General features: G+C 63.4%; 20 protein-coding genes and 1 pseudogene. 12 read left to right on the top strand and 9 right to left on the bottom strand.

The features are described from left to right. Positions 1-150: 150 nt before the first annotated feature. Both FYK34_RS21140 and FYK34_RS21135 read left to right on the top strand, forming a co-directional pair. Positions 151-993, top strand: a pseudogene (locus tag FYK34_RS21140) (methyl-accepting chemotaxis protein); the annotation flags it as partial. A 3-nt stretch (positions 994-996) separates the two neighbouring features. Then, the gene (locus FYK34_RS21135) at positions 997-1,449 is read left to right on the top strand and encodes a CZB domain-containing protein (protein WP_407923600.1); all 453 of its coding nucleotides are present in this window, start codon (positions 997-999) and stop codon (positions 1,447-1,449) included. 259 nt (positions 1,450-1,708) lie between these two features. Here the strand turns inward: FYK34_RS21135 and FYK34_RS01560 are convergent, their stop codons facing one another. Both FYK34_RS01560 and aroC read right to left on the bottom strand, forming a co-directional pair. Continuing rightward, a complete protein-coding gene (locus FYK34_RS01560; protein ID WP_149294746.1) occupies positions 1,709-3,130 on the bottom strand; it encodes an EAL and HDOD domain-containing protein in 1,422 nt (473 codons plus the stop codon). A gap of 59 nt (positions 3,131-3,189) precedes the next feature. After that, a complete protein-coding gene (aroC, locus tag FYK34_RS01555) occupies positions 3,190-4,290 on the bottom strand; it encodes a chorismate synthase (RefSeq protein ID WP_149294745.1) in 1,101 nt (366 codons plus the stop codon). Between the two features lie 159 nt (positions 4,291-4,449). Here aroC and eat point away from each other — a divergent pair, with 159 nt between their 5' ends. Genes eat through eutC form a run of 3 tightly spaced genes read left to right on the top strand, consistent with a single transcriptional unit; the run spans position 4,450 to position 8,041 of the window. Then, a complete protein-coding gene (gene eat / locus FYK34_RS01550; RefSeq protein WP_149294744.1) occupies positions 4,450-5,865 on the top strand; it encodes an ethanolamine permease in 1,416 nt (471 codons plus the stop codon). Then, entirely contained in the window at positions 5,862-7,244 is a 1,383-nt protein-coding gene (locus FYK34_RS01545; protein ID WP_149294743.1) for an ethanolamine ammonia-lyase subunit EutB, read from the top strand. Before eat ends, FYK34_RS01545 begins: the two co-directional genes overlap by 4 nt. Continuing rightward, on the top strand, positions 7,241-8,041 hold the full coding sequence (gene eutC, locus FYK34_RS01540) for an ethanolamine ammonia-lyase subunit EutC (RefSeq protein ID WP_149294742.1): 801 nt from the start codon (positions 7,241-7,243) through the stop codon (positions 8,039-8,041). Before FYK34_RS01545 ends, eutC begins: the two co-directional genes overlap by 4 nt. 153 nt (positions 8,042-8,194) lie before the next feature. Here the strand turns inward: eutC and FYK34_RS01535 are convergent, their stop codons facing one another. The 5 genes from FYK34_RS01535 to FYK34_RS01515 form a co-directional block, all read right to left on the bottom strand. Further along, positions 8,195-9,280 carry an IS5 family transposase gene (locus FYK34_RS01535; protein ID WP_149294741.1) on the bottom strand — a complete coding sequence of 362 codons (1,086 nt, stop codon included), beginning with the start codon at positions 9,278-9,280 and terminating at the stop codon, positions 8,195-8,197. A 515-nt stretch (positions 9,281-9,795) separates the two neighbouring features. After that, complete coding sequence (locus FYK34_RS01530; protein WP_149294740.1) at positions 9,796-10,425, bottom strand: 2OG-Fe(II) oxygenase; 630 nt, start codon at positions 10,423-10,425, stop codon at positions 9,796-9,798. Between the two features lie 131 nt (positions 10,426-10,556). Next, positions 10,557-11,840, bottom strand: a complete 1,284-nt coding sequence (locus tag FYK34_RS01525) for a Rid family hydrolase (RefSeq protein WP_231137343.1) — start codon at positions 11,838-11,840, stop codon at positions 10,557-10,559. A gap of 616 nt (positions 11,841-12,456) precedes the next feature. Then, positions 12,457-13,374, bottom strand: a complete 918-nt coding sequence (locus FYK34_RS01520; protein ID WP_149294739.1) for an alpha/beta fold hydrolase — start codon at positions 13,372-13,374, stop codon at positions 12,457-12,459. A gap of 58 nt (positions 13,375-13,432) precedes the next feature. Further along, positions 13,433-14,650: an MFS transporter gene (locus FYK34_RS01515; RefSeq protein WP_168209616.1), complete on the bottom strand. Its 1,218-nt coding sequence runs from the start codon at positions 14,648-14,650 to the stop codon at positions 13,433-13,435. A gap of 107 nt (positions 14,651-14,757) precedes the next feature. On the opposite strand from FYK34_RS01515, the gene FYK34_RS01510 reads away from it, so the two are divergent. Both FYK34_RS01510 and FYK34_RS01505 read left to right on the top strand, forming a co-directional pair. Then, complete coding sequence (locus FYK34_RS01510) at positions 14,758-16,416, top strand: SgrR family transcriptional regulator (RefSeq protein ID WP_149294737.1); 1,659 nt, start codon at positions 14,758-14,760, stop codon at positions 16,414-16,416. Positions 16,417-16,530: 114 nt separating this feature from the next. After that, the gene (locus FYK34_RS01505; RefSeq protein ID WP_149294736.1) at positions 16,531-16,956 is read left to right on the top strand and encodes an Hsp20/alpha crystallin family protein; all 426 of its coding nucleotides are present in this window, start codon (positions 16,531-16,533) and stop codon (positions 16,954-16,956) included. Positions 16,957-17,200: 244 nt separating this feature from the next. Here the strand turns inward: FYK34_RS01505 and pepN are convergent, their stop codons facing one another. Both pepN and FYK34_RS01495 read right to left on the bottom strand, forming a co-directional pair. After that, positions 17,201-19,819 (bottom strand): aminopeptidase N, encoded by a 2,619-nt coding sequence (gene pepN, locus FYK34_RS01500; protein ID WP_149294735.1) that lies wholly within the window; start codon positions 19,817-19,819, stop codon positions 17,201-17,203. A gap of 93 nt (positions 19,820-19,912) precedes the next feature. Further along, complete coding sequence (locus FYK34_RS01495) at positions 19,913-21,706, bottom strand: M61 family metallopeptidase (RefSeq protein ID WP_149294734.1); 1,794 nt, start codon at positions 21,704-21,706, stop codon at positions 19,913-19,915. Positions 21,707-22,159: 453 nt separating this feature from the next. On the opposite strand from FYK34_RS01495, the gene ccoN reads away from it, so the two are divergent. From ccoN to ccoG, 5 genes are all read left to right on the top strand, one after another. Beyond that, complete coding sequence (gene ccoN / locus FYK34_RS01490; protein WP_149294733.1) at positions 22,160-23,584, top strand: cytochrome-c oxidase, cbb3-type subunit I; 1,425 nt, start codon at positions 22,160-22,162, stop codon at positions 23,582-23,584. Between the two features lie 18 nt (positions 23,585-23,602). Then, the gene (gene ccoO / locus FYK34_RS01485) at positions 23,603-24,217 is read left to right on the top strand and encodes a cytochrome-c oxidase, cbb3-type subunit II (protein ID WP_149294732.1); all 615 of its coding nucleotides are present in this window, start codon (positions 23,603-23,605) and stop codon (positions 24,215-24,217) included. Between the two features lie 3 nt (positions 24,218-24,220). Further along, positions 24,221-24,412 (top strand): cbb3-type cytochrome oxidase subunit 3, encoded by a 192-nt coding sequence (locus FYK34_RS01480; RefSeq protein WP_149294731.1) that lies wholly within the window; start codon positions 24,221-24,223, stop codon positions 24,410-24,412. Then, a complete protein-coding gene (ccoP, locus tag FYK34_RS01475; RefSeq protein ID WP_149294730.1) occupies positions 24,409-25,338 on the top strand; it encodes a cytochrome-c oxidase, cbb3-type subunit III in 930 nt (309 codons plus the stop codon). The genes FYK34_RS01480 and ccoP overlap by 4 nt, the downstream gene beginning before the upstream one ends. A 111-nt stretch (positions 25,339-25,449) precedes the next feature. Further along, complete coding sequence (ccoG, locus tag FYK34_RS01470; RefSeq protein WP_149294729.1) at positions 25,450-26,883, top strand: cytochrome c oxidase accessory protein CcoG; 1,434 nt, start codon at positions 25,450-25,452, stop codon at positions 26,881-26,883. Positions 26,884-26,887: the final 4 nt, after the last annotated feature.

Here is a 26,887-nt window from a genome sequence, read left to right as displayed (position 1 = left end):
GACGGCCGGCGCCGCCGTTGGCTGGAAGAGGGGGCCGGGCTACGCCTTTTGGCGGAGGGCAGCCGATGGCGCGGCCCCACGCTGGCCGCCGGCGACGAGAACCGCGCCGCCCTGCCCGGCCCGCGCCATTTGCGCCCTGCCCGGCTCACGATGCCGATGGCAGCCCGCATGGCGGCGGTGTACGATGAGCTAGGGGCGGTTGTCGTTTGCCGAGCGGTCGCGCCGGGATCGCTTTCAGGACGCATCGAGGCGTTTCCCAAGCGCACGCCGAGCCAGGCCTCAAAGGCCAACCGCCCCAGGTGTTTCACCTTAAATAACATGCGATGGACGGGGAACAGTATGTTCTGGAAAAAAGATAACGGTCTGCAAGCGGAAACGGCCAAGCTGCGGCAAGAGTTGGATGACCTGCGCGCGCAGTGCCGGCTCAAAGACGAAGAAATCGCGCAGGCCAAGCGGGAGGCCGGAGCAGCGGCAGCGGAAGCCGCCTACGCCAAAAATATCCTGCAGAGCTTCTCCCTGTTCTATCACTCGCTGACCGAGACCCAGTCCTCTCTGGGCGTACTGGCCAACAAGATGCGCAGCGAGAAAGACCGCGCGGTGGATGCGCAGCAGATTTCCCAATCCAGCCGCGTGGAGGTGGACAAGATTTCCGCCAATCTCGAAGAGCTGGCCGTCACCTCCCATGGTGCGGCGGACAATATCGGCAAGCTGGATGCCAATGCGCAGATGGTGGGCAGCATTTTGCAACTGATCCGCGACATCGCGGACCAGACCAATCTGCTGGCGCTGAACGCGGCCATCGAGGCCGCGCGCGCGGGAGAGACCGGCCGCGGCTTCGCCGTGGTGGCCGACGAGGTGAGAAAACTCGCCGAGAGAACCGCTAACGCCACCTCGGAAATCGCCTCGCTGGTGCAGCAGATACGCGACGGCAGCTCGAACAGCCGCAGCCAGATGAACGAGCTGGCCGGCCAGGCTTCCCAATACAGCCAGGATGGGATGCGCGCGGCCGAAACCATGCACCGCCTGCTGGACATTTCTTCGCACATGGAAAAGGCGGTGGCCTCCTCCGCGCTGCGCGGCTTCTGCGAGCTGGCCAAGCTGGACCACATCATCTTCAAGTTCCGCGTCTACAAGGTCTTGCTTGGGCTGGGCCAAGAGCATGCCGGCGACCTGCCCTCGCATCACGACTGCCGCCTGGGCGCATGGTATTACGAGGGCGAAGGCCGGGCGTGCTTTTCCCAGCTGAACGGCTACAAGGAGATCGAGGCCCCTCATGTGCGCCTGCACGAGCTATGCAAGAAAATCCTGCAAGAACACCATGACGGCAATCACGGCGGACTGCCGGCCATGGTGCAGGAGATGGAGCATCTGAGCGCCAAGGTGCTGGCCGGCCTGGAACGGATGGCGGAGTCGGGTGAAGGCGATCCCACCATGTTGTGCAAGGCCTGAGTCATTTCCGCCGGGGTCCGTCGCGTATCCGGACGCCGGCGAAACACGCCAGGCAGGACGAGAGCCCGGCGACGAGCTCTCCTTGCACTACCCCGCCCGGCTTCGCGCCAGAAGCGGTTGACGCTTGCGGGGGGCGCGGGAGGGTGTTTCGTCAAATCGAGGCGTTTCGTCCCGCCTAGTCATGCTCGGCCAGGACAAAACCACGATGCGCCGGCGCGAAACGCGCCCGCAGGCGGCTCAGGCGAGCGCTGCCGCCGGCTCAAACCGCGTCCACGTTGTTGTGCACCTCGCTGTCGCGCAACACCACCTGCGCCCAGACCACGGAATCCAAATAATACTGGTTGACCAGTTCGATCTCGAAGTTCAGCACCTTGGCTTGGGCCTCGATCTGCACATTGTCGCCATGCTCGCAAGCCAGGGCCAGAGCCAGATGCGGCGCGAAGATGCCTTTCTGCTCCACCACGGCCTCCCGCACCGTCAAGGGCAGCTCCAGCGGGTCCAGCACATCCGGGAAGGGGATGTTCAGCAACACGTCCAGCAGCGAGAACATGCCGGTCAGGAACAGGTGCTCCGCCTCCAGCTTGTTGCCGCGATAACCGCCCAGCTTTTCCATGAAGCGGGCGCGGATCAACGACTTCTCCAACAAGGCCAGCGCGTTGCCGTCTTCCTTGCGCGAGGTGAACAGCAGCATGGACAGCCACTTGAACATGGTCTCGCGGCCCAGCAGCAGCAGGGTTTCCTCTATGGTCTGCACCTTGCGCGACAGGCCATGGATGGGGGAATTGATGAAACGCAGCAGCTTGAACAGCAGCACCGAGTCCAGCTTGAACTGGGCTTCTACCTCCTTGGCCTCGGCGTTGGTGCGCAGCAGCCGCATGATCTGCAGCACGCGGGTCTGGCTATTGTCCACCTTGCCGCCCTCCAGCGAGTGCGCCGTGCTGACGAAGGGGCCGTGGAACAGGGCGAAACGGTTGTTCCCGGGCGCGCGCAGGCACACGTCCAGGTCTTCCGCCGTGCCGACATTGCGCGCCATCCAGCGCGCGGCCGGATAGCGCTTGGGCAATTGGTCCAGAATGGGCGCCAACACGCGGGTGGACGGGCCGGCAAAATCCAGCACCATATAGTCCATGCGGCTGAACAGGTCGGCCTGCAGGCCCGGGCTCAGCGTGGCGGGGTCGTAGGCGGCGGGTTCCAGCGCAAAGCGCAGGCCCAGCTTCTGCAAGTCGTCCAGCTGCGACAGCATGAACTCGGACACTTCCATGCCCGGCACCGCCTCCAGCACGAAAATCACGCTGCCGGCCGGCATGCTGCGCAGCAGCGGTTCGTCCAGCGAGGTCATGGCGATGTGGACGAAGGCGCGCCGATAAGCCAGCAGCCTGAAAATGTCCATGTTTTGCAGCGTCCCCAGCAACAGGCGGTCAAACTCCTGCTGCTTGCCGGCCTCGATATTGCGCTTGCCCTGGCGCACGAAGAAATCGTAAGCCACCACCCGGCGCTGCTTGTCCATCACCGGCTGGTGCGAGACAAAACCCAGCGTGGCCGGCAACTCTTCCGGTGCCTGCTCTGGCGGCAGGTCTATGGTGGTCGAGCTGGGAAAGTCTGGCTCGCTCGCCGCGTCCTTTTCCTCGGTTCCCGTTTTTTTCAAGCGCCCCGTCAGACCGTCGATCAGACTTTTCAGCATGATGTAATCCCAATGTTGAATCGGCCGCCTCCCCCGGCGGCCGCTATCCCGTTAGAATTCTAGCCGATGCGGCCGGCAATTCGCGGGGTTTCCACCTTCACGTCGCCGCACTGCGCGCGGTGGCGCAAGGCGTGGTCGATCAACACCAGCGCCAGCATCGCTTCCGCGATGGGCGTGGCGCGGATGCCTACGCAGGGGTCGTGGCGGCCGTGGGTTTCCATGGTGACGGCCTCGCCCTGCTTGTTGATGGAGCGGCGCGGCTGGGCGATGGACGAGGTGGGCTTGATGGCGATGGAAACGGCTATCTGCTGGCCGGTGGAGATGCCGCCCAGCACGCCGCCGGCGTGGTTGCTGGCGAAGCCCTCGGGCGTCAGCTCGTCGCCGTGCTCGCTGCCCTTCTGCGTCACGCAGCCGAAGCCGGCGCCGATCTCCACCCCCTTGACCGCGTTGATGCTCATCATCGCGTAGGCGATGTCGGCGTCCAGGCGGTCGAACACCGGCTCCCCCCAGCCCACCGGCACATTGTCCGCCACCACGCGCAGCCGCGCGCCTATCGAATCCAGGCTTTTGCGGATGCTGTCCATATACTCCTCCAGCCGCGGCACCACGTCCGGGTCGGCGCTGAAGAAGGGATTGGAATTCACATGCTCCCAGCCCTTGAACGGCATCTGCACCTCGCCGATCTGCGTCATGTGGCCGCGGATGACGATGCCGTATTTCTCGCTCAGCCATTTTTTGGCGATGGCGCCGGCGGCGACGCGCACCGCGGTCTCGCGCGCCGAGGAGCGGCCGCCGCCGCGCGGATCACGCGTGCCATACTTGTGCCAGTAGCAATAGTCCGCGTGGCCGGGGCGGAAGGTGTCGGCGATATTGCCGTAGTCCTTGCTGCGCTGGTCGGTGTTGCGGATCAACAGCGCGATGGGCGTGCCGGTGGTCTTGCCCTCGTACACGCCGGACAGGATTTCCACCGTGTCCGGCTCGCGGCGCTGGGTGACGTGGCGGCTGGTGCCCGGTTTGCGCCGGTCCAGCTCCAGCTGGATGTCGGCCTCGGTCAAGGCCAGCCCCGGCGGGCAGCCGTCCACCACGCAGCCTATGCCCGGCCCGTGGCTCTCGCCGAAGGAAGTTACCGTGAACAATCGTCCCATGCTGCTGCCTGACATCTGCTTTCCCCTGCTTTTTCGTCTATGCGGACGATTCTAACGGCGCGCACTGCGGCAAGCTAGCGCGCATTGCGTCGGCGCAATTCCACTGGCATCATTTTTGCGTACTCGCTTGGCATCCTTCTTCCGAAGGCCTTTCATCCTGAACAGGAGCTGCCAATGAACGCATCGACACACAGCCTGGCGCGCAAGCTAGGCGGCTGGCAATTATGGGGCATCGCCGTCGGCCTGGTGATTTCCGGCGAATATTTCGGCTGGAGCTATGGCTGGGCGCAGGCCGGCACCTTGGGTTTTCTCTGCGCCACCGTGTTCGTCGCGCTGATGTATACCGCCTTTATTTTCAGCTTCACCGAGCTGACCACCGCCATTCCGCACGCCGGCGGTCCCTTCGCCTACGCCCGCCGCGCCTTCGGCCCGATCGGCGGCTTCCTGGCCGGCTTCGCCACCCTGTGCGAATTCGTGTTCGCGCCGCCCGCCATCGCGCTGGCCATCGGCGCTTACTTGAACGTGCAGTTCCCGTCCTTGGCACCAAAATGGACCGCCTGCGGCGCTTATTTGGTGTTCATGGCGTTGAACATCGCCGGCGTCGGCATCGCCGCCATGTTCGAACTCGCCGTCACGCTGCTGGCCATATTTGAATTATTGGTGTTCATGGGCGTGGTGGCGCCAGGCTTTAGCTGGGATCACTTCCTGCATCATGGCTGGGCGGGTCAAGACGCCTTCCACTGGGGCGCGGTCGGCGGCATGTTCGCCGCCGTGCCCTTCGCCATCTGGTTTTTCCTGGCGATAGAGGGCGCGGCCATGGCGGCGGAGGAGGCCAAGGACCCGGCGCGCACCATTCCGCGCGCCTACATCGCCGGCATCCTCACCCTGGTGGCGCTGGCCTTCGGCGTGATGATCATGGCCGGCGGCGCCGGCGACTGGAGCCGGCTGGCCAATATCAACGACCCGCTGCCGCAGGCGATGAAGCGGATCGTCGGCGAGCACAGCGGCTGGCTGCACATGCTGGTGTGGCTGGGCCTGTTCGGCCTGGTGGCGTCCTTCCACGGCATCATCATGGGTTATTCGCGGCAGATCTTCGCCCTGGCGCGCGCCGGCTACTTGCCGCGCGCGCTGGCCGCCATCCATCCGCGCTTCCAAACGCCGCATCGGGCCATCCTGGCCGGCGGCGTGGTCGGCATCGCCGCCATCTTCAGCGACGACCTGGTGCAGATCGCCGGCCAGCCGCTGACCGCCAACATCGTCACCCTGTCGGTGTTCGGCGCCATCGTCATGTACATCGTGTCCATGCTGGCCCTGTTCCGCCTGCGCGGCCGCGAGCCGGCGCTGTATCGCCCCTACGCCGCGCCGGGCTATCCCTGGCTGCCGGCGCTGGCCTTGGGCTGCTCCGTCATCTGCCTGATCGCCATGATTTATTACAACCTGCTGCTGGCTGGCATCTTCGCCGCCATGTTGGCCGCCGGCTACCTGTACTTCCTCGCCACCGCGCGCCAACGCGCCGAAGCCGTCCAGGACGCGTTGCTGCACGGCGAGCCGCCCGAAACCCAAGCAGAACCCCTCAAGGCATCCACATGAGCTACGCCATTACGATAGGCCCGCGCCGCTATCGTTTCGACGACTTGAAAACGCTGATGGCGCGCGCCAGCCCGCTGCGTTCCGGCGACCAGCTGGCCGGCCTGGCCGCCGCCAGCGCCGAGGAGCGGGTGGCCGCGCAAATGTGCCTGGCCGATCTGCCGTTGACCATCTTTCTCAACCAGGCGCTGATTCCCTACGAGGAAGACGAGGTGACGCGGCAGATCCTGGACAGCCACGACGCTGCCGCCTTCTCTGCCGTGTCCCACCTGACCGTGGGCGGCCTGCGCGACTGGCTGCTGTCCGACGCCGCCACGGCGGAAACGCTGGCCGCGCTGGCGCCGGGCCTCACCCCGGAAATGGCGGCGGCGGTGTCCAAGCTGATGCGCAATCAGGATTTGGTGCAGGCGGCGAAGAAATGCCGCGTGGTCACCGCCTTTCGCAACACCCAGGGCCTGCCCGGCCGCATGGGCGTGCGGCTGCAGCCCAACCACCCGGCCGACGATCCGCGCGCCATCGCCGCCGCCATGCTGGACGGCCTGCTCTACGGCGCCGGCGACGCGGTGATCGGCATCAACCCGGCCGGCGACAGCCCGGACGACATCCGCGGCTTGCTGACCTTGCTGGACGAGGTGCGCCAGCGCTACGCCATTCCCACGCAAAGCTGCGTGCTGACCCACGTCACCAGCACGCTGCAGCTGATCCGCCAGGGCGCGCCGGTGGACCTGGTGTTCCAGTCGATAGCCGGCACCGAGAAAGCCAACGCCGGCTTCGGCGTCAGCCTCGCCGTGCTGGACGAGGCGCATCAGGCGGCGCGGGAGCTGCAGCGCGGCACGGTGGGCAACAACGTGATGTATTTCGAGACCGGCCAGGGCAGCGCCTTGTCCGCCAACGCCCATTGGGGCGTGGACCAGCAAACTTGCGAGGCGCGCGCTTACGCGGTGGCGCGCCGCTACTCGCCCTTGCTGGTCAACACCGTGGTCGGCTTCATCGGCCCGGAGTACCTGTACAACGGCAAGCAGATCCTCCGCGCCGGCCTGGAAGACCATTTCTGCGGCAAGCTGCTGGGCCTGCCCATGGGCTGCGACATCTGCTACACCAACCACGCCGAGGCCGACCAGGACGACATGGACGCGCTGCTGACCTTGCTGGGCGTGGCCGGAACGCATTTCATCATCGGCGTGCCCGGCGCCGACGACATCATGCTGGGCTACCAGAGCACCTCCTTCCACGACGCGCTCTATCTGCGCAATGTGCTGGGCCTCAAGCGCGCCCCGGAGTTCGAGGACTGGCTGGAGACGATGGAGATCACCCGCGGCGGCAAGCTGCTGCCGCAGGATAGAAACCAGCGCCTGCTGGCGCTGATGGAGGGCGTGGCGTGAAAGAAAAGCAAAATCCCATCACCGAAGACGGCTGGGGCGAGCTGTCCCGCCTCACCGCCGCCCGCATCGCGCTGGGCCGCGCCGGCAGCAGCCTGCCCTGCCGCGAGACGCTGCGCTTCGCCTTGGCCCACGCCCAGGCGCGCGACGCAGTGCACACGCCGCTGGATGTAACGGCATTGACGGGGGAACTGGCGGCCGACGGCCACCGCGTCATCGACATCCACAGCGCCGCCGGCAGCCGCGCCGAGTATCTGCAGCGGCCGGACCTGGGCCGCCAACTGGACGACGCCAGCCGCGCGCGGTTGGCGGCCGAACCGGACAAGGGCTGCGACCTGCTGATCCTCATCGGCGACGGCCTGTCCTCGCGCGCGCCCGCCCTGCACGCGGCGCCATTGCTGCGCGAACTCATGCCGCGGCTGCGGGAGAGGGGTTTGCGCGTTGGCCCGCTGCTGATCGCGCGCGAGGCGCGGGTAGCGCTGGGCGACGAGGCTGGGGAAATCATGGGCGCAAAAATGACGGCGATGCTGATAGGCGAGCGGCCGGGCTTGAGCTCGCCGGACAGCCTGGGCCTCTACCTGACCGCCGAGCCGCGCGCCGGCCGCAGCGACGCCGAGCGCAACTGCATTTCCAATGTGCGGCCGGACGGCCTGCCCTACCCATTGGCCGCGTTCAAGCTGGCCTGGCTGATAGACGCCGCGCTGCGCCAGGCTACCGGGGTGGGATTGAAAGACGGCAGCGCCGCCGATCCGCGCTGGGCGGCGCTGTTGGCGAAGCAGGCCAACTTAACTCAGCGCTAACAGGCCGTTGAAAAACACGTCGATCTTGCCCCAACCCATTTCCATATGAACAAAAATGGGCGGTTTCAGCGGGCAGAATGCCAATAAATCCGCTCTCTGCCTGGGTTTTCAGGCTGTTTGCCGGTTATCCGGCGATTTTGGGCGCAATACGCCCTATACATGCGATCCGCCCCAACAGCCGGACAGGCTGCCCATGCGGATCAGGTTATAGGTCGCAAACGCTAAAAAAGTTTGCCCGGCCAGTTTGGCCCGGCCGATCAGTTTGGTTTTGCGAAGGCCTCCGACGGTTTTCAGCCAGCCGAAGCATTCCTCGATCCGTTTGCGTCGCCGCTGGCTGATCGCGTAACCCTCATGGCGCGTGGTGCGGCTGTCGATGGCGCTGCCGACACGCTTGCGCGCCACGTGCGGCGTGATGCCCAAGTCTCTGCAGCCGTTCACGAAAGCCGGCGTGTCATAGCCCTTGTCCGCGCCGACGGTGCTGCCTTTCTTGGCATTGCGCAGCAACAGGTTCAGCGCTTCGATGTTTTCGGCGTGGCCATTGACCTCGGACACCGAGACGTCCACCACCAGACCGTTGCGGTTCTCGGTCAGGATATGGGCCATATGGCACAAGCGGCTGGCGTCGCCGGCGCTCTTGCGGGCCAGTCGCGCTTCCGGATCGGTTCGCGATTGATGCGTCTGGTTGCTTCGCTTCTCACCCCGGAAATCGACGTCCGGGTTGCGCCCTGCGGGTGGGGAGGTGTCGTCATCCTTGTGAACAAAGCTTTTGTGCGAAGCCCAGGCATCGATCAGCGTGCCGTCGACGCTGAAATGTTCGTCGCTGGTGAGCTTGCCCCACTCGGCCAGGCTGCGTACGCGAATGAAGAAGGCGCGGGCGACGTCTTCGGTAAACAAGCGGTCGCGATTTTGCGAGAAGGTCGAGTGATCCCATACGCGGGCATCGGCGGAAAGGCCGACGAACCAGCGAAACAGCAGGTTGTAGTCCAGTTGCTCGACCAGCAGCCGCTCGGAGCGGATGGTGTAGAGCACTTGCAGCAGGGAGGCGCGCAGCAGATGTTCAGGCGGAATCGAAGGCCGCCCGACGCGGGAATATAAGCCGTCGAATACCTCATTCATCGAGCCGAGCACCAGGTCGACCATCTGGCGGATCTTGCGCAGCGGGTGATTGGCCGGGATGCGATCTTCCAGCTGGATGTAGCTGAACAGGCTCGTCTGACTGTCGTTGCGGACGCCTCTCATCGGGTGCTTTCGCGGTTCGTTGGATGTTGATGATTATACCAAATGAATGGCTGTTGGTTTTTCAACGGCCTGCTAAGCGCCAACTCTAAGAGTGTGGCTTTTGAATCCGCTGCGCGGATGATGATTTTCAATGCCGGGTCTACCCGGCTCGCAGGGAGGGGATATTTGCCTGGCCAAATATCCCCTCCCCCCTAAAAGCCACCCTGCAAGCCTGGCCTGCGGCTCCCCGCCGGGTCCCGTCAGGCCCGAGGCGCGGCTGAACTCGCGATTTGCTAGCGTCAAATCGCTCAAACAGGCAGCCGCTTAATACCTCGGACCTGCCACCCGTCGGCAGGCTTGAAGGGACTTGGGCGCATCGCCAAAGTGCTTGCTCTCATGCCAGGAACCAAAACCATCATCTGGCGGTAAATCCGCCTTGAGTATTCAGCTACACAGGTAAATCCCAAGACAAGATTAACCGAGCAGACATGGAGAAAGTTAAGTACCGCTCGGACTCAGTCCTGCGTTCACAACCTTCACCACGGCAAGCTGCCGCCCTGGCGGCGATACCAGCCGGTGACCGACAAACGCTGTTGCTTGGCCGGCAATACCTCATGCCAGAAACGGTCCGCCAGGAACAGCACCAGGGTGCCGGCCTCCGGCTCCACGTCGATGAACGCTTCGCAAGCTTGGTCCAGATACAGGCGGATCTGGCCGCCGGCATCGGCCGGCCAGTTCTCGTTGAGGTAGAACACCGTGGTCAAGGTGCGCGCGTCGTCGTCCTGAAAACGGTCCAGATGCTTTTTATAGAAGGCGCCTTCTGGGTAGACGGCAAAGTGCGACTCCAGCTCGGCCAGGCCCAGGTACAGGCCGCGGTTCACCGCCTGCATGATTTCGTCCATCGCGGCGTTGTAGGCACGCACCGCCGGCAGTTCATCCACCTGATCCAGCCACAACACCGAGTCGGAGCGGATCTCGGCTCGGCGCGCCTGGCCATCGGCGCGGCCGGTGGCGGCTTCATGGAAGCGCCCCTCGTCCCATACTTGCAGGCAGGCCTCGCGCAAATTGGCGGTCAAGTCGGCCGGCAGGGCCTGCGGGATGACGATCCAGCCTTGGCCGGCCAGGGTGTCGAGTACGGTATCGAGATCGAATTGCAGCTGAGTCATGGGCTTAATCGCGGGAAAACGGGCTGAGGCTTTCTACCATAAGCCCGCCCGCAAAGCGAATGCGCCGGATCAAATACCCTGCGCCAAGCTCAAAGGAGGCGGCTTGCTGTTCCGCCCCCTGCCACGCTATCTCAGCATGCCGTCGGCGGCGTGCCTTCGGCATTGGCCACCACGGCGTCGATTTGGATCAAGGCGCCATGCGGCAAGGCGCCGACGCCCACCGTCCTGCGCGCTGGCAAACCTGCGGGGAAGAATTGCGCGTAGACCTCATCCACCGCGCCGATATCTTCAATGTTTTTGATAAACAGATTCACCTTGACCACGTCTTCCAACGCATGGCCTATGCTCTCCACGATGGCTTGGATATTGCGCAAGCATTGACCGGCCTGTTCCTTGACGCCGCCCGCCACGACTTCCAGCGTTTCCGGATGCAAAGGCAGCTGGGCGGAAAGGTGGTTGTAATGGGAAAAGGCCACGGTCTGGGTGGAGAGCGCGCAACGCGGGGCGCGATCGGTATGATTCGCCTTGATCACAATGCCATGCCGGTCTTCCACGGCTTGCGGCGGCGTGCCATCGCCGTGCGATACCACGGCCTCCATCTGCACCAAGGCATCCATCGGCAAGGCCGCCACCTCCACTACGGTGCGAGCCGGCAGATACGCCACCGCGCGCGCGATAGCAGAATCCGGGAAGAAGGTTCGGTAGACCTCATTGACAGCCTCAAGATCGGACAGGTTTTTCAGGAAAACATTGACTTTGACGATATCGTCAAATGGCACGTCAATACTCTCCAAGATCGACTTAATATTGATCAAGCATTGAGCCGCCTGCTCTTTTACGCCGCCAGCCACCAGTTTTCCGGACTGGGGATCGATCGGCAATTGCGCCGACAGATTGTTGTAATGCGAAAATGCGACCGATTGCGTCGACAACATGCTGGTCGGCGCCCGATTCGTATCGCGCGCCATCTTGACCAGATCGCCCGCCTGCGGCGCATTGGGTATGGTGCCCTCGCCATTGGAAATCAATGCTTCCACTTGCACCTGCGCGCCCATGGGCAGCGCGGCGACGGCCATCGTGGTCAGCGCGGGCACATAGGCGGGGAAGAAACGGGAATAAACGGCCAAGACGACATCGCCATCCGCCATGTCCTGCAAAAAGATGGTGATCCGGACCACATCGTCCATGACGTGGCCGATGCTCTCGACAATGGCCTGAAGGTTTTTAAAACATTGCTCGGCTTGCGCCTTGATGCCGCCGTCAACCAGTTGACCGGTGATGGGATCCAACGGCAGTTGCGCCGACAGATTATTATAATGTGAAAAAGCGGTCGTCTGAGAATAAAGACCCATTCCACTGGGGGCCTTGTCGGTATTTCTTGCCAATACTGCATTGAAGCTAGCCATAATGTTCATTACCCATTCAGTTTGAAATTAGTCGACGGCGCATTATTAAAAAGCGCTAGCCGCTCATCAGCGCCATATTGCATGGCATCAGTTTGCGCGGCAGCCGGCAATCAAAACACGACAGGTAATGCGCACACCATCAGAGCAAACTCAGCTAAGCACCGCAAGCATGATGGCGGATTTTATCGACTAGCGGCCCATAGCTGTCAATACGGCATGCGGCAGAAAATACTTTGAAATTAAAATTCAAAGCGGGTAGAGCCAAGCCTCCATTAGACTTACCCACTCAACATGTCTCTTATTTGAATAAAACAGCGCTTTTTTACCTGCCATGCAGCGTGGCAAAAAAAGGACGGCCTTGTCTTTAATTCCCCACCCTAGTAAAAACCAATCACAACCCCAAAAAACATGGCTTGATCCTGATCAATACCAATACCGCACATCGAATAAGAATAGACAAATCACTTTGGCAGAAATATTTATCGCGAGGGAGAAAAATACCCCACTTCCCGACTCGACACGCATGGAGATTTAGCAATGATGCCACCGCCGGGCGCGCCGTCTCCAGCGGGGGAAGAGCGCTCCCGCTCATCCCGGCCTCCTCTCGCGCTCAGCCGCGCCCGGCTCAATAATTCTCCGCCACCTTGTCGTAGCGCCCCGCCAGCCATTCCAAGGCCAAGGGGAAATGGTCGCGCGGCGCGTCTGGATGGGTCAGCAGCGAGACATGGTTGTAATCGTGCAGATGGCCGGCCCGGCGCCCCAGCAGGTGCAGCCGCGACAAATGCGGGCCGGATTCGTCGCGAAAGCGGCGCACATCCTCCGCGTGGCCGCGGCAGGGATCGTTGACGGCTGCGAAATACAGCACCGGCGGCAAATGGCCCAGGCGCGCCGCGGCCGCGTAGTCGAAGCCGTCGTCGCTGTCCACCCAGGGCTTGGGCTGCGCCCACAGCTTGCTCTGCAGATGGCTCTTGTCGCTCTCGTCGTCCGCGCCCAGCCGGATGCGCCGCGCCGGCAGGTAGCCGAATGCCTTGATCAGCCAGCGCGAGGCGGTGTTCCACATGAAGTCCACCTCGATCAGCTTGTTCAGATTCCGCACGCGCACGCTGCGCTTGGAGCCGAAATAAACGACATTGGCAACTTCGACGGCGATATCGGGGAAGCGGGCCAGGCAGCTGCTCATATGCACGCCGCCCCAGGAGTGCGCCATCCAGTGCACGCGCTGGCCGCCGCTCATGCCGCGCACAAAGGCGTGCAAGGCCGGCAAATCCTCGCAGATGGTTTCTGTTTGACCGTGGCGGCTATGCGGGCCGATCTTGGGCGTGCTGTTGCCGCGGCCGCGCAAGTCCGCCACGTAGACGTCGTAGCCGGCGTCGGCCAGAAAGTGGGCCAAGCCCTTGCCGGAATCGGTATAAAAGATGCGGCCGTTGGCCATCACCCCGTGCACCATCAATACCGGCGCGCCGCCGGCGCGGCCTATGCGCTTGACGAACAGCCGCTCGTCCTGGCCCACCGGCACGTACAAATCCTGTTGCAGTTTCTCCATGGCTTCCTCGTTGGATCATGCCGTCGCCGTCTGCGCAGCGATTCAAGCAAACGCTTGATCATGACAAAGAAGCCGGCAAAGCGGAAGCATCGGCAGCCGCAGCCGGGGCGGCACGTTGCAAACGCAGCCTATCGCCGAACAGCGCCAGCCCCGCGCCCAGCACGCACAGCATGGCCAAGACGGCAAACAGCAGCCAGGCCGGACCATGCGCCAGCAGCGCGCCGGCCAGCGCCGGCCCCAGCGCGCCGCCCAGCGAGGCGAGGTTTTGCGCGCCGTAATAGCTGCCCTTCAGCGCCTCCGGCGCGATGGCGTCGATGTAAAGATACTCCGCCGGCACCAGCACCACTTCGCCCAGCGTGAACAGGGCGATGCCCGCGCACATCATCGGCAGGCTGTCCACCGCGCCCAGCCACAGCATGCCGGCACCGACCAACAAGAAGCCGCCGACGATGGAGCGGATCAGCCGCCTGGGCTTGAGCAGCCGCCCCAACGGATATTGCAGCGCCACCACCACGATGGCGTTGCAGCTGATCAAGGCGGACATCCAGCGCATGGCGTCGGCCTCATCCATCCGTGTCAATAGATAGAGCGGCAGATAGCTGGAGAAGCGGCCATACACGACATAGGCCAGCAGGCTGCTGGCCGTGAACCACACCAGCACGCGGTCGCCGGCCAAAGTACGCAAGGTGGCGGCGAAGCCATCCGGCAGCGCCGCCATATCGCGCGGGAACGACGGCAGCCGCGGCTGGGTCAGCCATCCGGCCAGCGCCAGCGCGCCGCCCAGCCAGAACGGCGCCAGCTCGTTCCACAGCAGCGCGGCGCTGCACAACAGCGGCCCCACCGCCCAGGCCGCGTTGGCCAGGGTATAGCGCAGGGAAAACACCCTGCCGCGTTGCGATTCCTCCGCCAGATCACTCAATATCGCCTTCACCGCGATGCCGTACAGCGTCATCGCCAGCTCGCCAGCCGCCAGCGCCGCCACCACCGCCGCGTAACCATGCGCATAGGGCAGCAGCGCGCTGCCCAGCCCCATCAACACCGCCGCCGCGCGCAAGGCCGGTCCGCGCGGCAGCCTGTCCAGCCAGTAGCCGCCGTACACGCCAAACAAGGCCGTGGCCAGCAACACCGCGCCCAGCAGGCCGCCAGTGGCTTGCAGGCTCAGCCCAAGCTGCCTGGCCAAGGTCAGCACCAGCAAGGGCGTGATCGCGGCGCGCGACAGCGATAGCAGAAAGGACGACAACAGAATGCGGCGGACAGCGGGGGAGTGCGGCGACACGGCAATACCTTGAAAACAATTGGAACGAAAGCAGTATGGCCAAAAAAGAGGAATGTAAAAATGGATATAATCCAATATCAATACTTCCCTTTTATTGAGGAGCCGCGATGCGCCTGCGCCAACAATATCAGCTGCTCTATCAGGCCTTTGGCGAAACCCCGTCCCAGCCCGGCCTGCCGCAGCTGGCCCGGTTGTGGCGCTGCAGCGAGCGCAACGCGCGCCTGCAATTGGCCAGGATGCGCGAGCTGGGCTGGCTGGAATGGCAGCCGGGCCGCGGCCGCGGCCATCGCTCCACCCTGCGGCTCGCGCAAACGCCGGACGGGCTGGACTGGCAACAGCTGCAGGACATGCTGGCGCGCGGCCAGCTGGAGCAGGCCTTCTCACGCTTGGAGCCGGCCCGGCAGCAGCAGCTGCTGGCCGCGCTGCCCGCCCATTTGGGCGCCGGCGATAGCGGCCGCAGCCTGCGCATCCCCATTCCGCACGCGCCGCTGACCTTGGACCCGCTGCTGGTCAATTCACGCTTGGAATCCCATCTGGTGCGGCAAGTGTTCGACCGGCTGTGCCGGCACGACAAACAAGGAAAAAGCCTGCGCCCCGCGCTGGCCCACCACTGGGAAAGCGATGCGGATGGGCGCGGCTGGCGCTTCTGGCTGCGGCCCGGGCTGCGCTTTCACGACGGCGCCGCGCTGGACGCCGAAACCGCCGCCGCCAGCCTGCTGCGCCTGAAAGGCCCGGAGAATCCCTATCACTCGCTGTACGCTCATCTAAACCGCGTGGACATCCACGACGCCTGGTCTTTCAGCTGCCAGCTGGACGAGGCGGACTACCTGTGGCCGCAACGGCTGGCCACCGCCAACGCCTCCATCGTGCCGCAGCGGCGCGGCGCGGACTTCGCGCGCCTGCCGGTGGGCAGCGGGCCGTTCCGCGTCGAGCTGCACAGCCCGCAGCGACTGAAGCTGGCCGCCTTCGACCGGCATTACCGCGAGCGCGCGCTGCTGGACGCGATCGAACTGTGGATCATCCCCTCGCCAAACGAGCAGGACTACCATCTGCGGCTGGAATACGGCACCCAAAACGGCGCCACCATGCTGCAATCGGCCTGCACCTATTTGCTGATCCCGCCTGGCGGCGCGGCCATACCGGACGAACAACGCCTGCCGCTGATGAGCTACCTCGCCTCGCCGCACCCGATAGCGTCCAGCGAGGCGCGTCAGCCGGCGCTGGGCCTGCAGCCCGGCTGGACCCATCCACGGCCGGTATCTGCCGCGCCGCCGCGCCTGTCCAGCCAGACGCTGACGCTGTTTCATTACGACCTGCCCTGCTTCCCGTCCTTGGCCGCCGCCCTGGCGCAAAGGCTGTCGCCGCTGGGCGTGGACCTGGTGGCGCGCTGCCTGACGCGCCGCGAATTCTTCGACTCCGCCGCCTGGCGGCCGCAAGCGGACCTGATCCTGTGCAGCGAAATCCTGCACGACGACCGCGACTACGGCATGTATGAATGGCTGAGCGGCTGCAGCACCTTGCGCCTGGGCCTGGACCATGCCGCCGCCGGCCGACTGGCTGGCGAGATGCGCCAGCTGCAGGGCCAGCCGGCATTTTCCGCGCGCCAGGAGGGCTATCGGCGGGCAGGCGACTGGCTGGTGGCCGAAGGCTGGCTGCTTCCGCTGTCGCATGAAAAAGTCGGCCATCGCGCCAGCCCTCAGCTGGCGGGCCTGCAGCTGGGCGGCAACGGCTGGACCGATTTCGCCGGGCTGTGGCTGCGCGCTTGATTTGACCTGAATCAAGCCCGAGGGCTGGCGGCCACTTGAAACCGGCGTCATGCGCCCTATCTTCCATAACAGGACGGCAACCGCCGTAAGCCACTGATAGGAAAGGAGAAGCAAATGAGCATGTTGCCCAGCCGCCATAGCCTGTTTGACGAATTTTTCCGCGACTTCACCCCCGGCTTCTTCATCAAGCCGCTGCATGGCGACGCGCTGCCGGCGCAAATCAAGATGGACGTGAAAGAAACCGAGCAGGCTTACCAGGTTGAGGCCGAACTGCCCGGCGTCGGCAAGGAGGACATCCACGTCGAGATCGACGGCCCGCTGGTGACGATCAAGGCCGAAGTGAAACAGTGCGACGAGCAAAAGCAGGAGCAGCAAAGCCTGCGCAGCGAACGCTACTACGGCATGGTGTCGCGCAGCTTCCAGCTGCCGCAAGACATCGACCGCGAAGCGGCCAGCGCCAAGTATGAAAACGGCGTGTTGCTGCTGAACCTGCCGAAACGGCGCGGCGGCGGCGCGGGACAAAGGCTGCGCATCGAATAAGCGCCGAGTCTCTCGCGCCAAAGCAAAACGCACCGGGTTTACCGGTGCGTTTTTCATTGCGTGTTTCGAACCCGTATGGCTGGGTGCCCGCGTAGGGCGGAAGCCCCTTCAGGGGCGTTCCGCCTTCCGCTTGGCTAAATGGCGGAACGCCCCGGCAGGCCGAGGCTTCCGCCCTACCAAAGCTCGTAGCCCGTAGCGCGGCTTGGACGCCAGGCCATACCCGCGGGCCACGAGAACCAAGGGATCACGCCAGGATCTTGGACACGATCTCGTACACGTCCTTGGACAGCGGCGCCTGGGCCATGCGCTCCAGCTCGGCGCGCATCAGGGCCTGGCGGCCCGGCTCCAGCTTTTTCAGGCGGCGGAAGGCGCGGGTCAGGCCGCTGGCGCCCTGCGGATTGATGGCGTCCAGCTCCAGGATGCGGTCGGCCAGGAAGCGGTAGCCGCTGCCGTCCGCCGCGTGGAAATGGAACATATTGGCGCCGAACGCGCCCAGCAGCGCGCGCACCTTGTTCGGATTCTTCAAGGTGAACGCCGGGTGCTGCAGGGCCGCGGTCACATGTTCCAGCGTGCCCTCCACCTGGCTGCCGCCTATCAGCATGAAGAACTTGTCCATCACCAGCGCCTCATTCTGCCAGCGCGAGGCGAAGGCGGTGAGGCACTCGTCGCGCTCTTCGCCATCGCGGTCGCGCAACGCCAGCAGCGCGCCCATCTGGTCGGTCATATTGTCCGCATCCAGACATTGCTTGGCCGCCGTCTCCGCCGGCCAGGCGTCGTCCAGGCGGTTCAGCATCCACAGCGCGCGGTTCTTCAGGCTGCGTTTGCCGGCGTCTTGCGGCTTGTACTCGCGCGTCACGTTCAGCTCGTAAGCTTCGCGCCATTCGCCGCGCAGGGCTTGCGCCAGCTGGTCCAGCACAAAGTCGCGCACCTGATGGATGACGGCCGGGTCGGCCACATCCACCATTTCCAGGATTTCGCCTTCGCTCGGCAACATCAGCATGAAAGCCTTGAAGGCCGGGTCCAGGCTATGGTCCTTCAGCACCGCGCGGAAGGCGCCGATGAACACCTCGGACAGCTTCAGCTCGCGGCCGGCGGCCACGTCGTCGATCAATTGCTTGAACAGGCGTTCGGCGAAAGTCTGGCCGGCCTCCCAGCGGCAGAAGCTATCGCTGTCGTTGGCCATCAGGAACACCAGCTGGTCGTCGCGCCAGTCGTATTCCAGCTTCACCGGCGCGGAGAAGCCGCGCAGCAAGGACGGCACCGGCTCGGCCGGGATGTCGACGAAAGTGAAGCGCTGCTCGGCTGCCTTGATGTCCAGCACGCGCGAGGAGCCGACCGCCTCGGCCTCGCCGGCCAGACGCAGCGGCAGGTCCTTGCCGTCCGCGCCCACCAGGCCCAGGGCCAGCGGGATGTGGAAAGGCTGCTTGACGTCCTGGCCCGGCGTGGCGGGGCAGCTTTGCTTGACGGTCAGGGTGTAGCTTTGCTCTGCCGGATTGTAGCTGGACGACACGGCCAGGCGCGGCGTGCCGGCCTGGCTGTACCACAGGGCGAACTGTTCCAGATCGGCGTCGTTGGCGTCGGCCATCGCCGCGCGGAAGTCGTCGCAGGTGACAGCCTGGCCGTCATGGCGCTTGAAGTACAGGTCCATGCCCTTGCGGAAGCCGTCGCGGCCCAACAGGGTTTCATACATCCGCACCACTTCCGCGCCCTTCTCGTACACGGTCATGGTGTAGAAGTTGTTCATCTCGATATAGCTGTCCGGACGGATCGGGTGCGCGGTCGGGCCGGCGTCTTCCGGGAACTGCGCCATGCGCAGGCCCTTGACGTCCTCGATGCGCTTGACCGCGCGGCTATACATGTCGGCGCTGAATTCCTGGTCGCGATAAACTGTCAGGCCTTCTTTCAGGCTCAGCTGGAACCAGTCGCGGCAGGTGACGCGGTTGCCGGTCCAGTTGTGGAAGTATTCGTGGCCGATCACGGCTTCGATGTCTTCGAAGTCGGTGTCGGTGGCGGTGTCCTGGCGCGCCAGCACGTACTTGGTGTTGAAGATGTTGAGGCCCTTGTTCTCCATGGCGCCCATATTGAAGTCGCCCACGGCGACGATCATATAGATGTCCAGGTCGTACTCCAGGCCGAAACGCTCCTCGTCCCACTTCATCGAGTGCTTGACCGACTCCATCGCGTGCGCGGTCTTGTCCTGGTCGGCCGGCTCGGTCCAGATTTCCAGCGCCACTTCGCGGCCGCTCAGGGTGACGAACTTGTCGCGCAGCGCGACCAGCTTGCCGGCGACCAGCGCGAACAGATAGGCGGGCTTGCGGTACGGGTCTACCCACTTAACCCAGTGGCGCTTCTTGTCCACCATGCCCTCGCCCACCTTGTTGCCGTTGGACAGCAGCACCGGGTATTTCTGCTTGTCGGCCTTGATGGTGGTGGTGAACTTGGCCATCACGTCCGGACGGTCCAGGTAATAGGTGATCTTGCGGAAGCCTTCCGGCTCGCACTGGGTGAACAGGTTGCCGCTGGACGCGTACAGACCCATCAGGCTGGTGTTGCCGGCCGGGTCCAGTTCGGTTTCCACTTCCAGAATGAAGCTGTCCGGCACGCCGCTCACGGTCAGCACGTCATCGGCCAGGCTGTAGCGCGTGTCGTCCAGTTTTTCGCCGTCCAGCACCACGGACACCAGCTTGGCGCTGCCGTCCAGCTTGAGCTCGCCGGCGGTGGAGTGGCCATTGCGGTTCACCACCAGGCGGGAATGGACGCGGGTGGCTTCGTCTTCAATATCGAACACCAGATCGACGCGGTCGATCAAAAAGGCCGGGGCCTGGTAATCCTTGCGGTACTTCACTTCCGGCTGTTGAGCCATGCGTGTCTCTCCTTATCGTCCGGCTTGTGGCCGGCCTCATTCATAGACGGAACGGCGCCGCGCGGCGCCGCTCATCGGTGTGTTCTGGTCCGCTCAGCGGCCGGCAATCCACTTGCCGCCATCCGGCAGCAGCTTCAGGCGGCAGGTATCCGCCGGCGCCGCCCGCAGCGTCGCCTCGAAGGTCATCAGCTCATCGCGGCGGAAGGCATGCAGCTTGATCTGGTCGCCTGCGGCATAACGCGATATCTGCTTGTCCAGATCGAAGGCGCGCAGCTTGTCCACCGCCACCACCACGTCGCCGCCGGACAAGCCTGCCGCCTGGGCCGCGCCGCCGTCCAGCACCTGGGCCAGCTTGACGCCGGCGGCGTCGGCCGCGGTCTTGACGCCCAGCGTCAGCGGCGCCGGCTTGCCGGCGAAGGCGTCGACCACGCCGCCGCGGTCGGCCGCGCCCTGCGCCGCCTCGAATTGCATTTCGACGCCCTGGCTGGCCAACAGTTCGGTCAGCGGCAGCTCTGCGGTGGAACGCAGCGCCAGATCAAAGAAAGGCTGCAGCTTGAGGCCGGTGGTTTCGATGGCGATCTTTTCCCACTCGTCTTCCTGCAGGCCCTTGCCGTCCGCCAGCCATTTCTTCCACAGCGCCAGCATCACGTCGTCCAGCGATTGCTTGCCCTGGCTGTCGCGGCGGATGGTCAAGTCCAGCGCCAGCGCGGCCAGCGCGCCCTTGGTGTAGTAGCTGACGATGCTGTTGGGGCTATTTTCGTCCTGGCGGTAGTACTTGGTCCAGGCCTCGAAACTGGATTGCTCCAGCGTTTGCTTCATCCTGCCCGCGCCGCGTTGCACGCCGGTGATGGTTTCGGCCAACAGGCCCAGGTAGCGCTTCTCGTCTATCAGGCCGCAGCGCGCCAGGGTCAAATCGTCGTAATAGGAGGTGATGCCCTCGAAGGCCCACAGCAAACGGGTATGGCCCTCGCGGTTCAGGTCGTACGGCGTGAACGCCGCCGGCTTCATGCGCTTGACGTTCCAGCTGTGGAAGTATTCGTGGCTGATCAGGCCCAAGAGCTTGAGGTAGCCATCGCTGATCTCGGTCGCGCCGGGCGCCGGCAGGTCGTCGCGATTGGCCACCAGGGCGGTGGAGGCGCGATGCTCCAGGCCGCCGTAGATATCCTTGCCGACGAACAGCATGAACACATAGCGCTCGAACGGCGCGGGTTCGCCGAACAGCTGGATCTGGTATTCGCAGATTTTCTTGGTGTCGTCCGCCAGGCGCTTCAGATCGCCCTGGAAGCGGCCGGACACGACGAACTCATGCGGCACGCCGCAGGCCTTGAAGCTGACTTTCTGAAACGCGCCCATTTCCACCGGGTGGTCGATCAGCTCATCGTAGCTGGACGCCTGGTAACGGCCGAAGCCGCTCTTTTTCTTGACCTCCACGGCCGGCAGGCTGGTGGCGATTTTCCAATCCGCATAAGACTTGCCTTCCGGCGCCAGGATGTCCACGCTGCACGGCGCGTCCTCGTAGCCTTCCGCCGCCAGGAACACGCTGCTGCCATTGTAAAAGCCGCGCTCGCCGTCCAGATAAGCGCCGCGCACGGACAGATCAAATGCATAGACCGGGTAGCGCAGGGTCAGCGCGCCCTTGGCCGGATCGGCCTGCCAACGGTTTTTCTCCAGCTGGCGCACCACCACCGGCTTGCCGCCGGCTTCCGCCTGGATTTGGCCAAGGTGCTTGGAAAATTCACGTATCATATAGCTGCCGGGAATCCAGGTCGGCAGCGAAAAAATCTGGCCATTCTTCGCAGGTTGCAAAACTGTAACCGTGGCTTCGAACAGGTGGGCCTCCGGGGAAACCGGCCGCAGAGTGTAGTGGACTGGGATGGACTGGTTCATGATCGCCTGCGTGCGTTGCAAAACCTGATGATTCTAGCATTTTCGCCTGGAAAGCGGCGTCGATTGTGCCGTATTGATCCATATCAAGAGCTGTTGCCCACAGGCCAATACAATTGCATGCGTGACAATCTGGACCGTTTAACGATTGCCGTCCCCGCAGGACGACGGCAAGAACATGCTAAAACGGCCAAACCGTTCATGCGTCTGGTTTGGGTATGGTGCTTGATTTAGAATAAAGGCATTGATCTGGCTAGGAATTGGTGCTGTCGAAACCGCTGACGAACTGCTAATACAGACATCGTAAGCCTTCGATACGGATCGGCACTTGACTCAACTATGCTGTTCGGTTCCCGTGGCTTGAGCCTACCCAGTAGCAAATGGGGCTGAGGTGAAGAAGTTCAAGCCGCTACGGTTTGTTCATGTTCTGAGTTAGCAACCTTGGAGATAACCTTAATGGAAACGCAATCCACTTATAACTATAAGGTGGTGCGCCAATTTGCCATCATGACCGTAGTTTGGGGCATCGTCGGCATGTTGGTGGGCGTCGTCATCGCGGCCCAGCTGGTGTGGCCAGAGCTCAATTTCGGGCCCTGGTTCCACTTTGGCCGCCTGCGCCCCTTGCACACCAATGCGGTCATTTTCGCCTTCGGCGGCTGCGGCCTGTTCGCCACGTCCTACTATGTGGTGCAACGTACCTGTAACGTCAGGCTGATTTCCGACAAACTGGCCGCCTTCACCTTCTGGATGTGGCAGCTGATCATCGTGCTGGCCGCCATCACCCTGCCGCTAGGTTTCACCTTCGGCAAGGAATACGCCGAGCTGGAATGGCCGATCAAGCTGATGATCGCCGTCACCTGGGTGGTGTACGCCATCGTGTTCTTCGGCACCATCGCCATCCGCAAGGTCAAGCACATCTACGTGGCCAACTGGTTCTATGGCGCCTTCATCCTGGCCGTGGCCCTGCTGCACATCGTCAACTCCGCCTTCGTGCCGGTGACGCTGTGGAAGTCTTACTCGGTTTACTCCGGCGCGGTGGACGCCATGGTGCAATGGTGGTATGGCCACAACGCCGTGGGCTTCTTCCTCACCGCCGCCTTCCTCGGCATGATGTACTACTTCGTGCCCAAGCAGGCCGGCCGCCCGGTGTACTCCTACCGTCTGTCCGTGGTGCACTTCTGGGCGCTGATCTTCACCTATATGTGGGCCGGTCCGCACCACCTGCACTACACCGCCCTGCCCGACTGGACCCAGTCCGTAGGCATGGTGTTTTCCCTGATCCTGCTGGCGCCGTCCTGGGGCGGCATGATCAACGGCATCATGACCTTGTCCGGCGCCTGGCATAAGCTGCGCACCGACCCGGTGCTGAAGTTCCTGGTGGTCTCGCTGTCCTTCTACGGCATGTCCACCTTCGAAGGCCCGATGATGTCGATCAAGACCGTCAACGCGCTGTCCCACTACACCGACTGGACCATCGGCCACGTGCACTCCGGCGCGCTGGGCTGGGTGGGCTTCATCACCATCGGCTCCATGTACTACCTGATCCCGCGCCTGTTCGGCCGCGACTCCATGTTCAGCGTCAAGCTGATCGAGGCGCACTTCTGGCTGGCCACCGTGGGCGTGGTGCTGTACATCGCCTCGATGTGGATTTCCGGCGTGACCCAGGGCCTGATGTGGCGCGCGCTGAACCAGGACGGCACCCTGACCTATGCCTTCGTTGAGGCGGTCAAGGCCAGCTATCCGTATTACTTCGTGCGTTTCCTCGGCGGCGCCCTGTATCTGTCCGGCATGCTGCTGATGGCCTACAACGTCTTCCGTACCGTCTCCTCCGGCCGCGCCGTGGACGCCAAGATCCCGGCCATCACCGCGCAAGCTCACTAAGGAGACGAGGTAATCATCATGGACAAAATCCAAAAACTGATCGAAGAACATGTGGGCTGGCTGATCGTGCTGACACTGCTGGTGATCAGCGTGGCCGGCCTAGTGGAAATCCTGCCCCTGGCCTTCCAGAAATCCGTGACCGAGCCGGTGGCCGGCGTCAAGCCTTACACCGCGCTGCAATTGGCTGGCCGCGACATCTACATCCGCGAAGGCTGCTACAACTGCCACTCGCAAATGATCCGCCCGTTCCGCGCCGAAACCGAACGCTACGGCCACTACTCCGTGGCCGGCGAATCGGTATACGACCACCCCTTCCAGTGGGGCTCCAAGCGCACCGGTCCGGACCTGGCCCGCGTGGGCGGCCGCTACTCCGACGAGTGGCACCGCGTGCACCTGACCAATCCGCGCGACGTGGTGCCGGAGTCCAATATGCCGGCCTTCCCGTGGCTGGCCAAGAATCTGGTGGACGCCGACGTGATGCCGAAGAAGATGGAAGCCTTGCGCATGGTAGGCGTGCCTTACTCCGACAAGGACATCGCCGAAGCCAAGGCGCAAGTGGAGGGCAAGTCCGAAATGGACGCGCTGATCGCCTACCTGCAGGGCCTGGGTCTTGCGCTGAAGAATGTACGTTGAGCCATGGACTGGGTAACGATAGGGCGTTCGCTGTTCACCGTGGTCTGCTTCGCGTTCTTCATCGTGGTGCTGATCATCGCCTACAGCAAACGCTCCAAGAACCGGTACGAGGAAGCGGCCAACCTGCCCTTCCTGGATGACGACAAGGTAGAGGAAGCCTCGCACGAGCACGCTTCCAACGGAGCAAGAAAATGAGTCAATTCACAAGCGATTTCTGGAGCATCTGGATTATCGTGATCGTGCTGGGCGGCATCATCGGCCTGACCCTGCTGGTCTTCACCCAATCGAAGACCACGATCAAGAAGGGGGAAGAAGTCCAGACCATGGGTCACGTCTGGGACGGCGACCTGGAGGAGTACAACAACCCGCTGCCGCGCTGGTGGATGCTGATGTTCTACATCACCCTGGTATTCGGCATCGTCTACCTGGTGCTGTATCCGGGCCTGGGCGACTTCAAGGGCATCCGCGGCTGGACCTCGGTCGGCCAGTACAAGGACGAACGCGCGCAGGCCGAAGCCAAGTACCAGCCGCTGTACGACAAGTACCTGAAGCAGGATCTGAAGACGGTAGCGGCCGACCCGCAGGCTCAGGAAATGGGCAAACGCCTGTTCCAGACCTACTGCGTGCAGTGCCACGGCGCGGACGCGCGCGGCGCCAAGGGCTTCCCCAATCTGGTGAACCATGACTGGCTGTACGGCGGCGAGGCCGACACCATCAAGACCACCATCCTGAACGGCCGCCACGGCCAGATGCCGGCCTGGGGCGCGGTGCTGGGCGAGGAGAAAGTCAAGGACGTGGCCAACTACGTGTTGTCGATCTCGGTCCACAAGAAGAAGTTCGATGCCGATCGCGCCTCTCGCGGCAAGGAGACCTTCTCCACGTTGTGCGCCGCCTGTCACGGCCCGGATGGCAAGGGCAACCAGCAACTGGGCGCGCCCAACCTGACCCACCCGTCTGGCAACTGGCTGTATGGCGGCACCGAGAAGACCATCATCGAAACCGTAACCAACGGCCGCAACAACCAGATGCCGGCCTGGAAAGACTTCCTGGGCGAAGGCAAGGTCCACCTGCTGGCCGCCTACGTCTGGAGTCTGTCCAACAACCCCAAAGCCCCGCAATAAGCCTGGCTGCGCCGCCTGCTCCCGCAGGCGGCGTTTTTCCTCCCCACCCCAGAGGCCTTGGCCCAGCTCATCGCCAGGTGAGTTCGGCCAAGCCCTCTCCAGGAAAACAACATGTCAGAGTCTCTGAAGAAAATCCCGGTCAAGGTTGAGGCCGCCGCCAAGGACGGCGCCACCGTCGAGCTGTACGAAGCCCAGAAGAAAGTCTACCCACGCGCGGTCAAGGGCACTTTCAACAACTTCCGCGTGCTGTTCGTGCTCGGCACCCAGCTGCTTTACCTGGGTCTGCCCTGGCTGCAGTGGAACGGACGCCAGGCCGTGTTTTTCGATCTGGTGGGCCGCAAGTTCTACCTGTTCGGCTTCACCGTGTGGCCCCAAGACTTCGTCTACCTGGCCGCCTTGCTGATGTGCTGCGCTTTCGGCCTGTTCACCTGGACCACCATCGCCGGCCGGCTATGGTGCGGCTACTCCTGTCCGCAAACGGTGTACACCGAAATCATGCTGTGGATAGAGCAATGGGTGGAGGGCGACCGCAACAAGCGCATGAAACTGGACGCCGCGCCGATGAGCGCCAGGAAGTTCCGGCTCAAGTTCAGCAAGCACGCCATCATGCTCGCCTTCTCGCTGTGGACCGGTTTCACGCTGGTGGGCTACTTCACGCCGATACGCAGCCTGGTGGCCGCCATCCCCTCCTTCAGCTACGGGCCGTGGGAAACCTTCTGGATGTTCTTCTACGGCGGCTTCACCTATTTGTTCGCCGGCTTCATGCGCGAGCAGGTGTGCAAATACATGTGCCCGTATGCCCGCTTCCAGAGCGTGATGTTCGACGCCGACACACTGATCATCTCCTACGACGAAGTCCGCGGCGAGCCGCGCGGCTCGCGCAAGAAGGGTGCGGACCCGAAAGAGCAGGGCCTGGGGGACTGCATCAACTGCAGCATCTGCGTGCAGGTGTGCCCGGTGGGCATAGACATTCGCAACGGCTTGCAATACGAATGCATAGGCTGCGCCGCCTGCATCGACGCCTGCGACGAAGTCATGGACAAGATGAACTATCCACGCGGCCTGATACGCTACACCACGGAAAACGCGCTGGAAGGCAAATACCCGGAAAAAGCCATCCCGTCGCGCCTGAAACGGCCGCGCGTAGTGCTGTACAGCCTGGTGCTGGCCATCGTGTTCAGCGCCGCCGTCACCTCCATCATTCTGCGCAAACCCTTCAAGGTGGACGTGATCCGCGACCGCGCCTCGCTGGTGCGCGAGACCGAAGAGGGCTGGCTGGAAAACACCTACATCATCAAGATCATCAACACCACGGAACAAAACCAGCGCTTCGCCATCACCGCCACGGGGCTGCCCGACATCAAGGCCAAAGCGGAACAACCGGAAATCGACGTGCGCGCCACGGAGACTGAATCGGTCACCGTGCATGTGCAGGCGGACCCGCAGTACGCGACCAAGGGCAGCCATGAAATCCACTTCGTGATCCAGTCGCTGAACCACCCCGGCCTGAGGGTGGAAGAAAAATCCAGTTTCATTGGAGAGTAAACGC

This window comes from Chromobacterium paludis, assembly GCF_008275125.1.
Lineage (GTDB): Bacteria > Pseudomonadota > Gammaproteobacteria > Burkholderiales > Chromobacteriaceae > Chromobacterium > Chromobacterium paludis.
This window is presented reverse-complemented; position numbering and strand designations above follow the sequence as displayed.

Excerpts from the sequence above, each read along its gene's own strand:
- FYK34_RS21135 (WP_407923600.1), top strand. The coding sequence starts at position 997 with ATGCGCGCGGCCGAAACCATGCACCGCCTGCTGGACATTTCTTCGCAC.
- FYK34_RS01535 (WP_149294741.1), bottom strand. The coding sequence starts at position 9,280 with ATGAGAGGCGTCCGCAACGACAGTCAGACGAGCCTGTTCAGCTACATC.
- FYK34_RS01480 (WP_149294731.1), top strand. The coding sequence starts at position 24,221 with ATGGACTGGGTAACGATAGGGCGTTCGCTGTTCACCGTGGTCTGCTTC.
- FYK34_RS01520 (WP_149294739.1), bottom strand. The coding sequence starts at position 13,374 with ATGGAGAAACTGCAACAGGATTTGTACGTGCCGGTGGGCCAGGACGAG.
- ccoO (WP_149294732.1), top strand. The coding sequence starts at position 23,603 with ATGGACAAAATCCAAAAACTGATCGAAGAACATGTGGGCTGGCTGATC.
- ccoN (WP_149294733.1), top strand. The coding sequence starts at position 22,160 with ATGGAAACGCAATCCACTTATAACTATAAGGTGGTGCGCCAATTTGCC.
- eat (WP_149294744.1), top strand. The coding sequence starts at position 4,450 with ATGAACGCATCGACACACAGCCTGGCGCGCAAGCTAGGCGGCTGGCAA.
- FYK34_RS01505 (WP_149294736.1), top strand. The coding sequence starts at position 16,531 with ATGAGCATGTTGCCCAGCCGCCATAGCCTGTTTGACGAATTTTTCCGC.
- ccoP (WP_149294730.1), top strand. The coding sequence starts at position 24,409 with ATGAGTCAATTCACAAGCGATTTCTGGAGCATCTGGATTATCGTGATC.
- FYK34_RS01495 (WP_149294734.1), bottom strand. The coding sequence starts at position 21,706 with ATGAACCAGTCCATCCCAGTCCACTACACTCTGCGGCCGGTTTCCCCG.
- pepN (WP_149294735.1), bottom strand. The coding sequence starts at position 19,819 with ATGGCTCAACAGCCGGAAGTGAAGTACCGCAAGGATTACCAGGCCCCG.
- FYK34_RS01545 (WP_149294743.1), top strand. The coding sequence starts at position 5,862 with ATGAGCTACGCCATTACGATAGGCCCGCGCCGCTATCGTTTCGACGAC.
- aroC (WP_149294745.1), bottom strand. The coding sequence starts at position 4,290 with ATGTCAGGCAGCAGCATGGGACGATTGTTCACGGTAACTTCCTTCGGC.
- ccoG (WP_149294729.1), top strand. The coding sequence starts at position 25,450 with ATGTCAGAGTCTCTGAAGAAAATCCCGGTCAAGGTTGAGGCCGCCGCC.
- FYK34_RS01530 (WP_149294740.1), bottom strand. The coding sequence starts at position 10,425 with ATGACTCAGCTGCAATTCGATCTCGATACCGTACTCGACACCCTGGCC.
- FYK34_RS01560 (WP_149294746.1), bottom strand. The coding sequence starts at position 3,130 with ATGCTGAAAAGTCTGATCGACGGTCTGACGGGGCGCTTGAAAAAAACG.
- FYK34_RS01525 (WP_231137343.1), bottom strand. The coding sequence starts at position 11,840 with ATGAACATTATGGCTAGCTTCAATGCAGTATTGGCAAGAAATACCGAC.
- FYK34_RS01510 (WP_149294737.1), top strand. The coding sequence starts at position 14,758 with ATGCGCCTGCGCCAACAATATCAGCTGCTCTATCAGGCCTTTGGCGAA.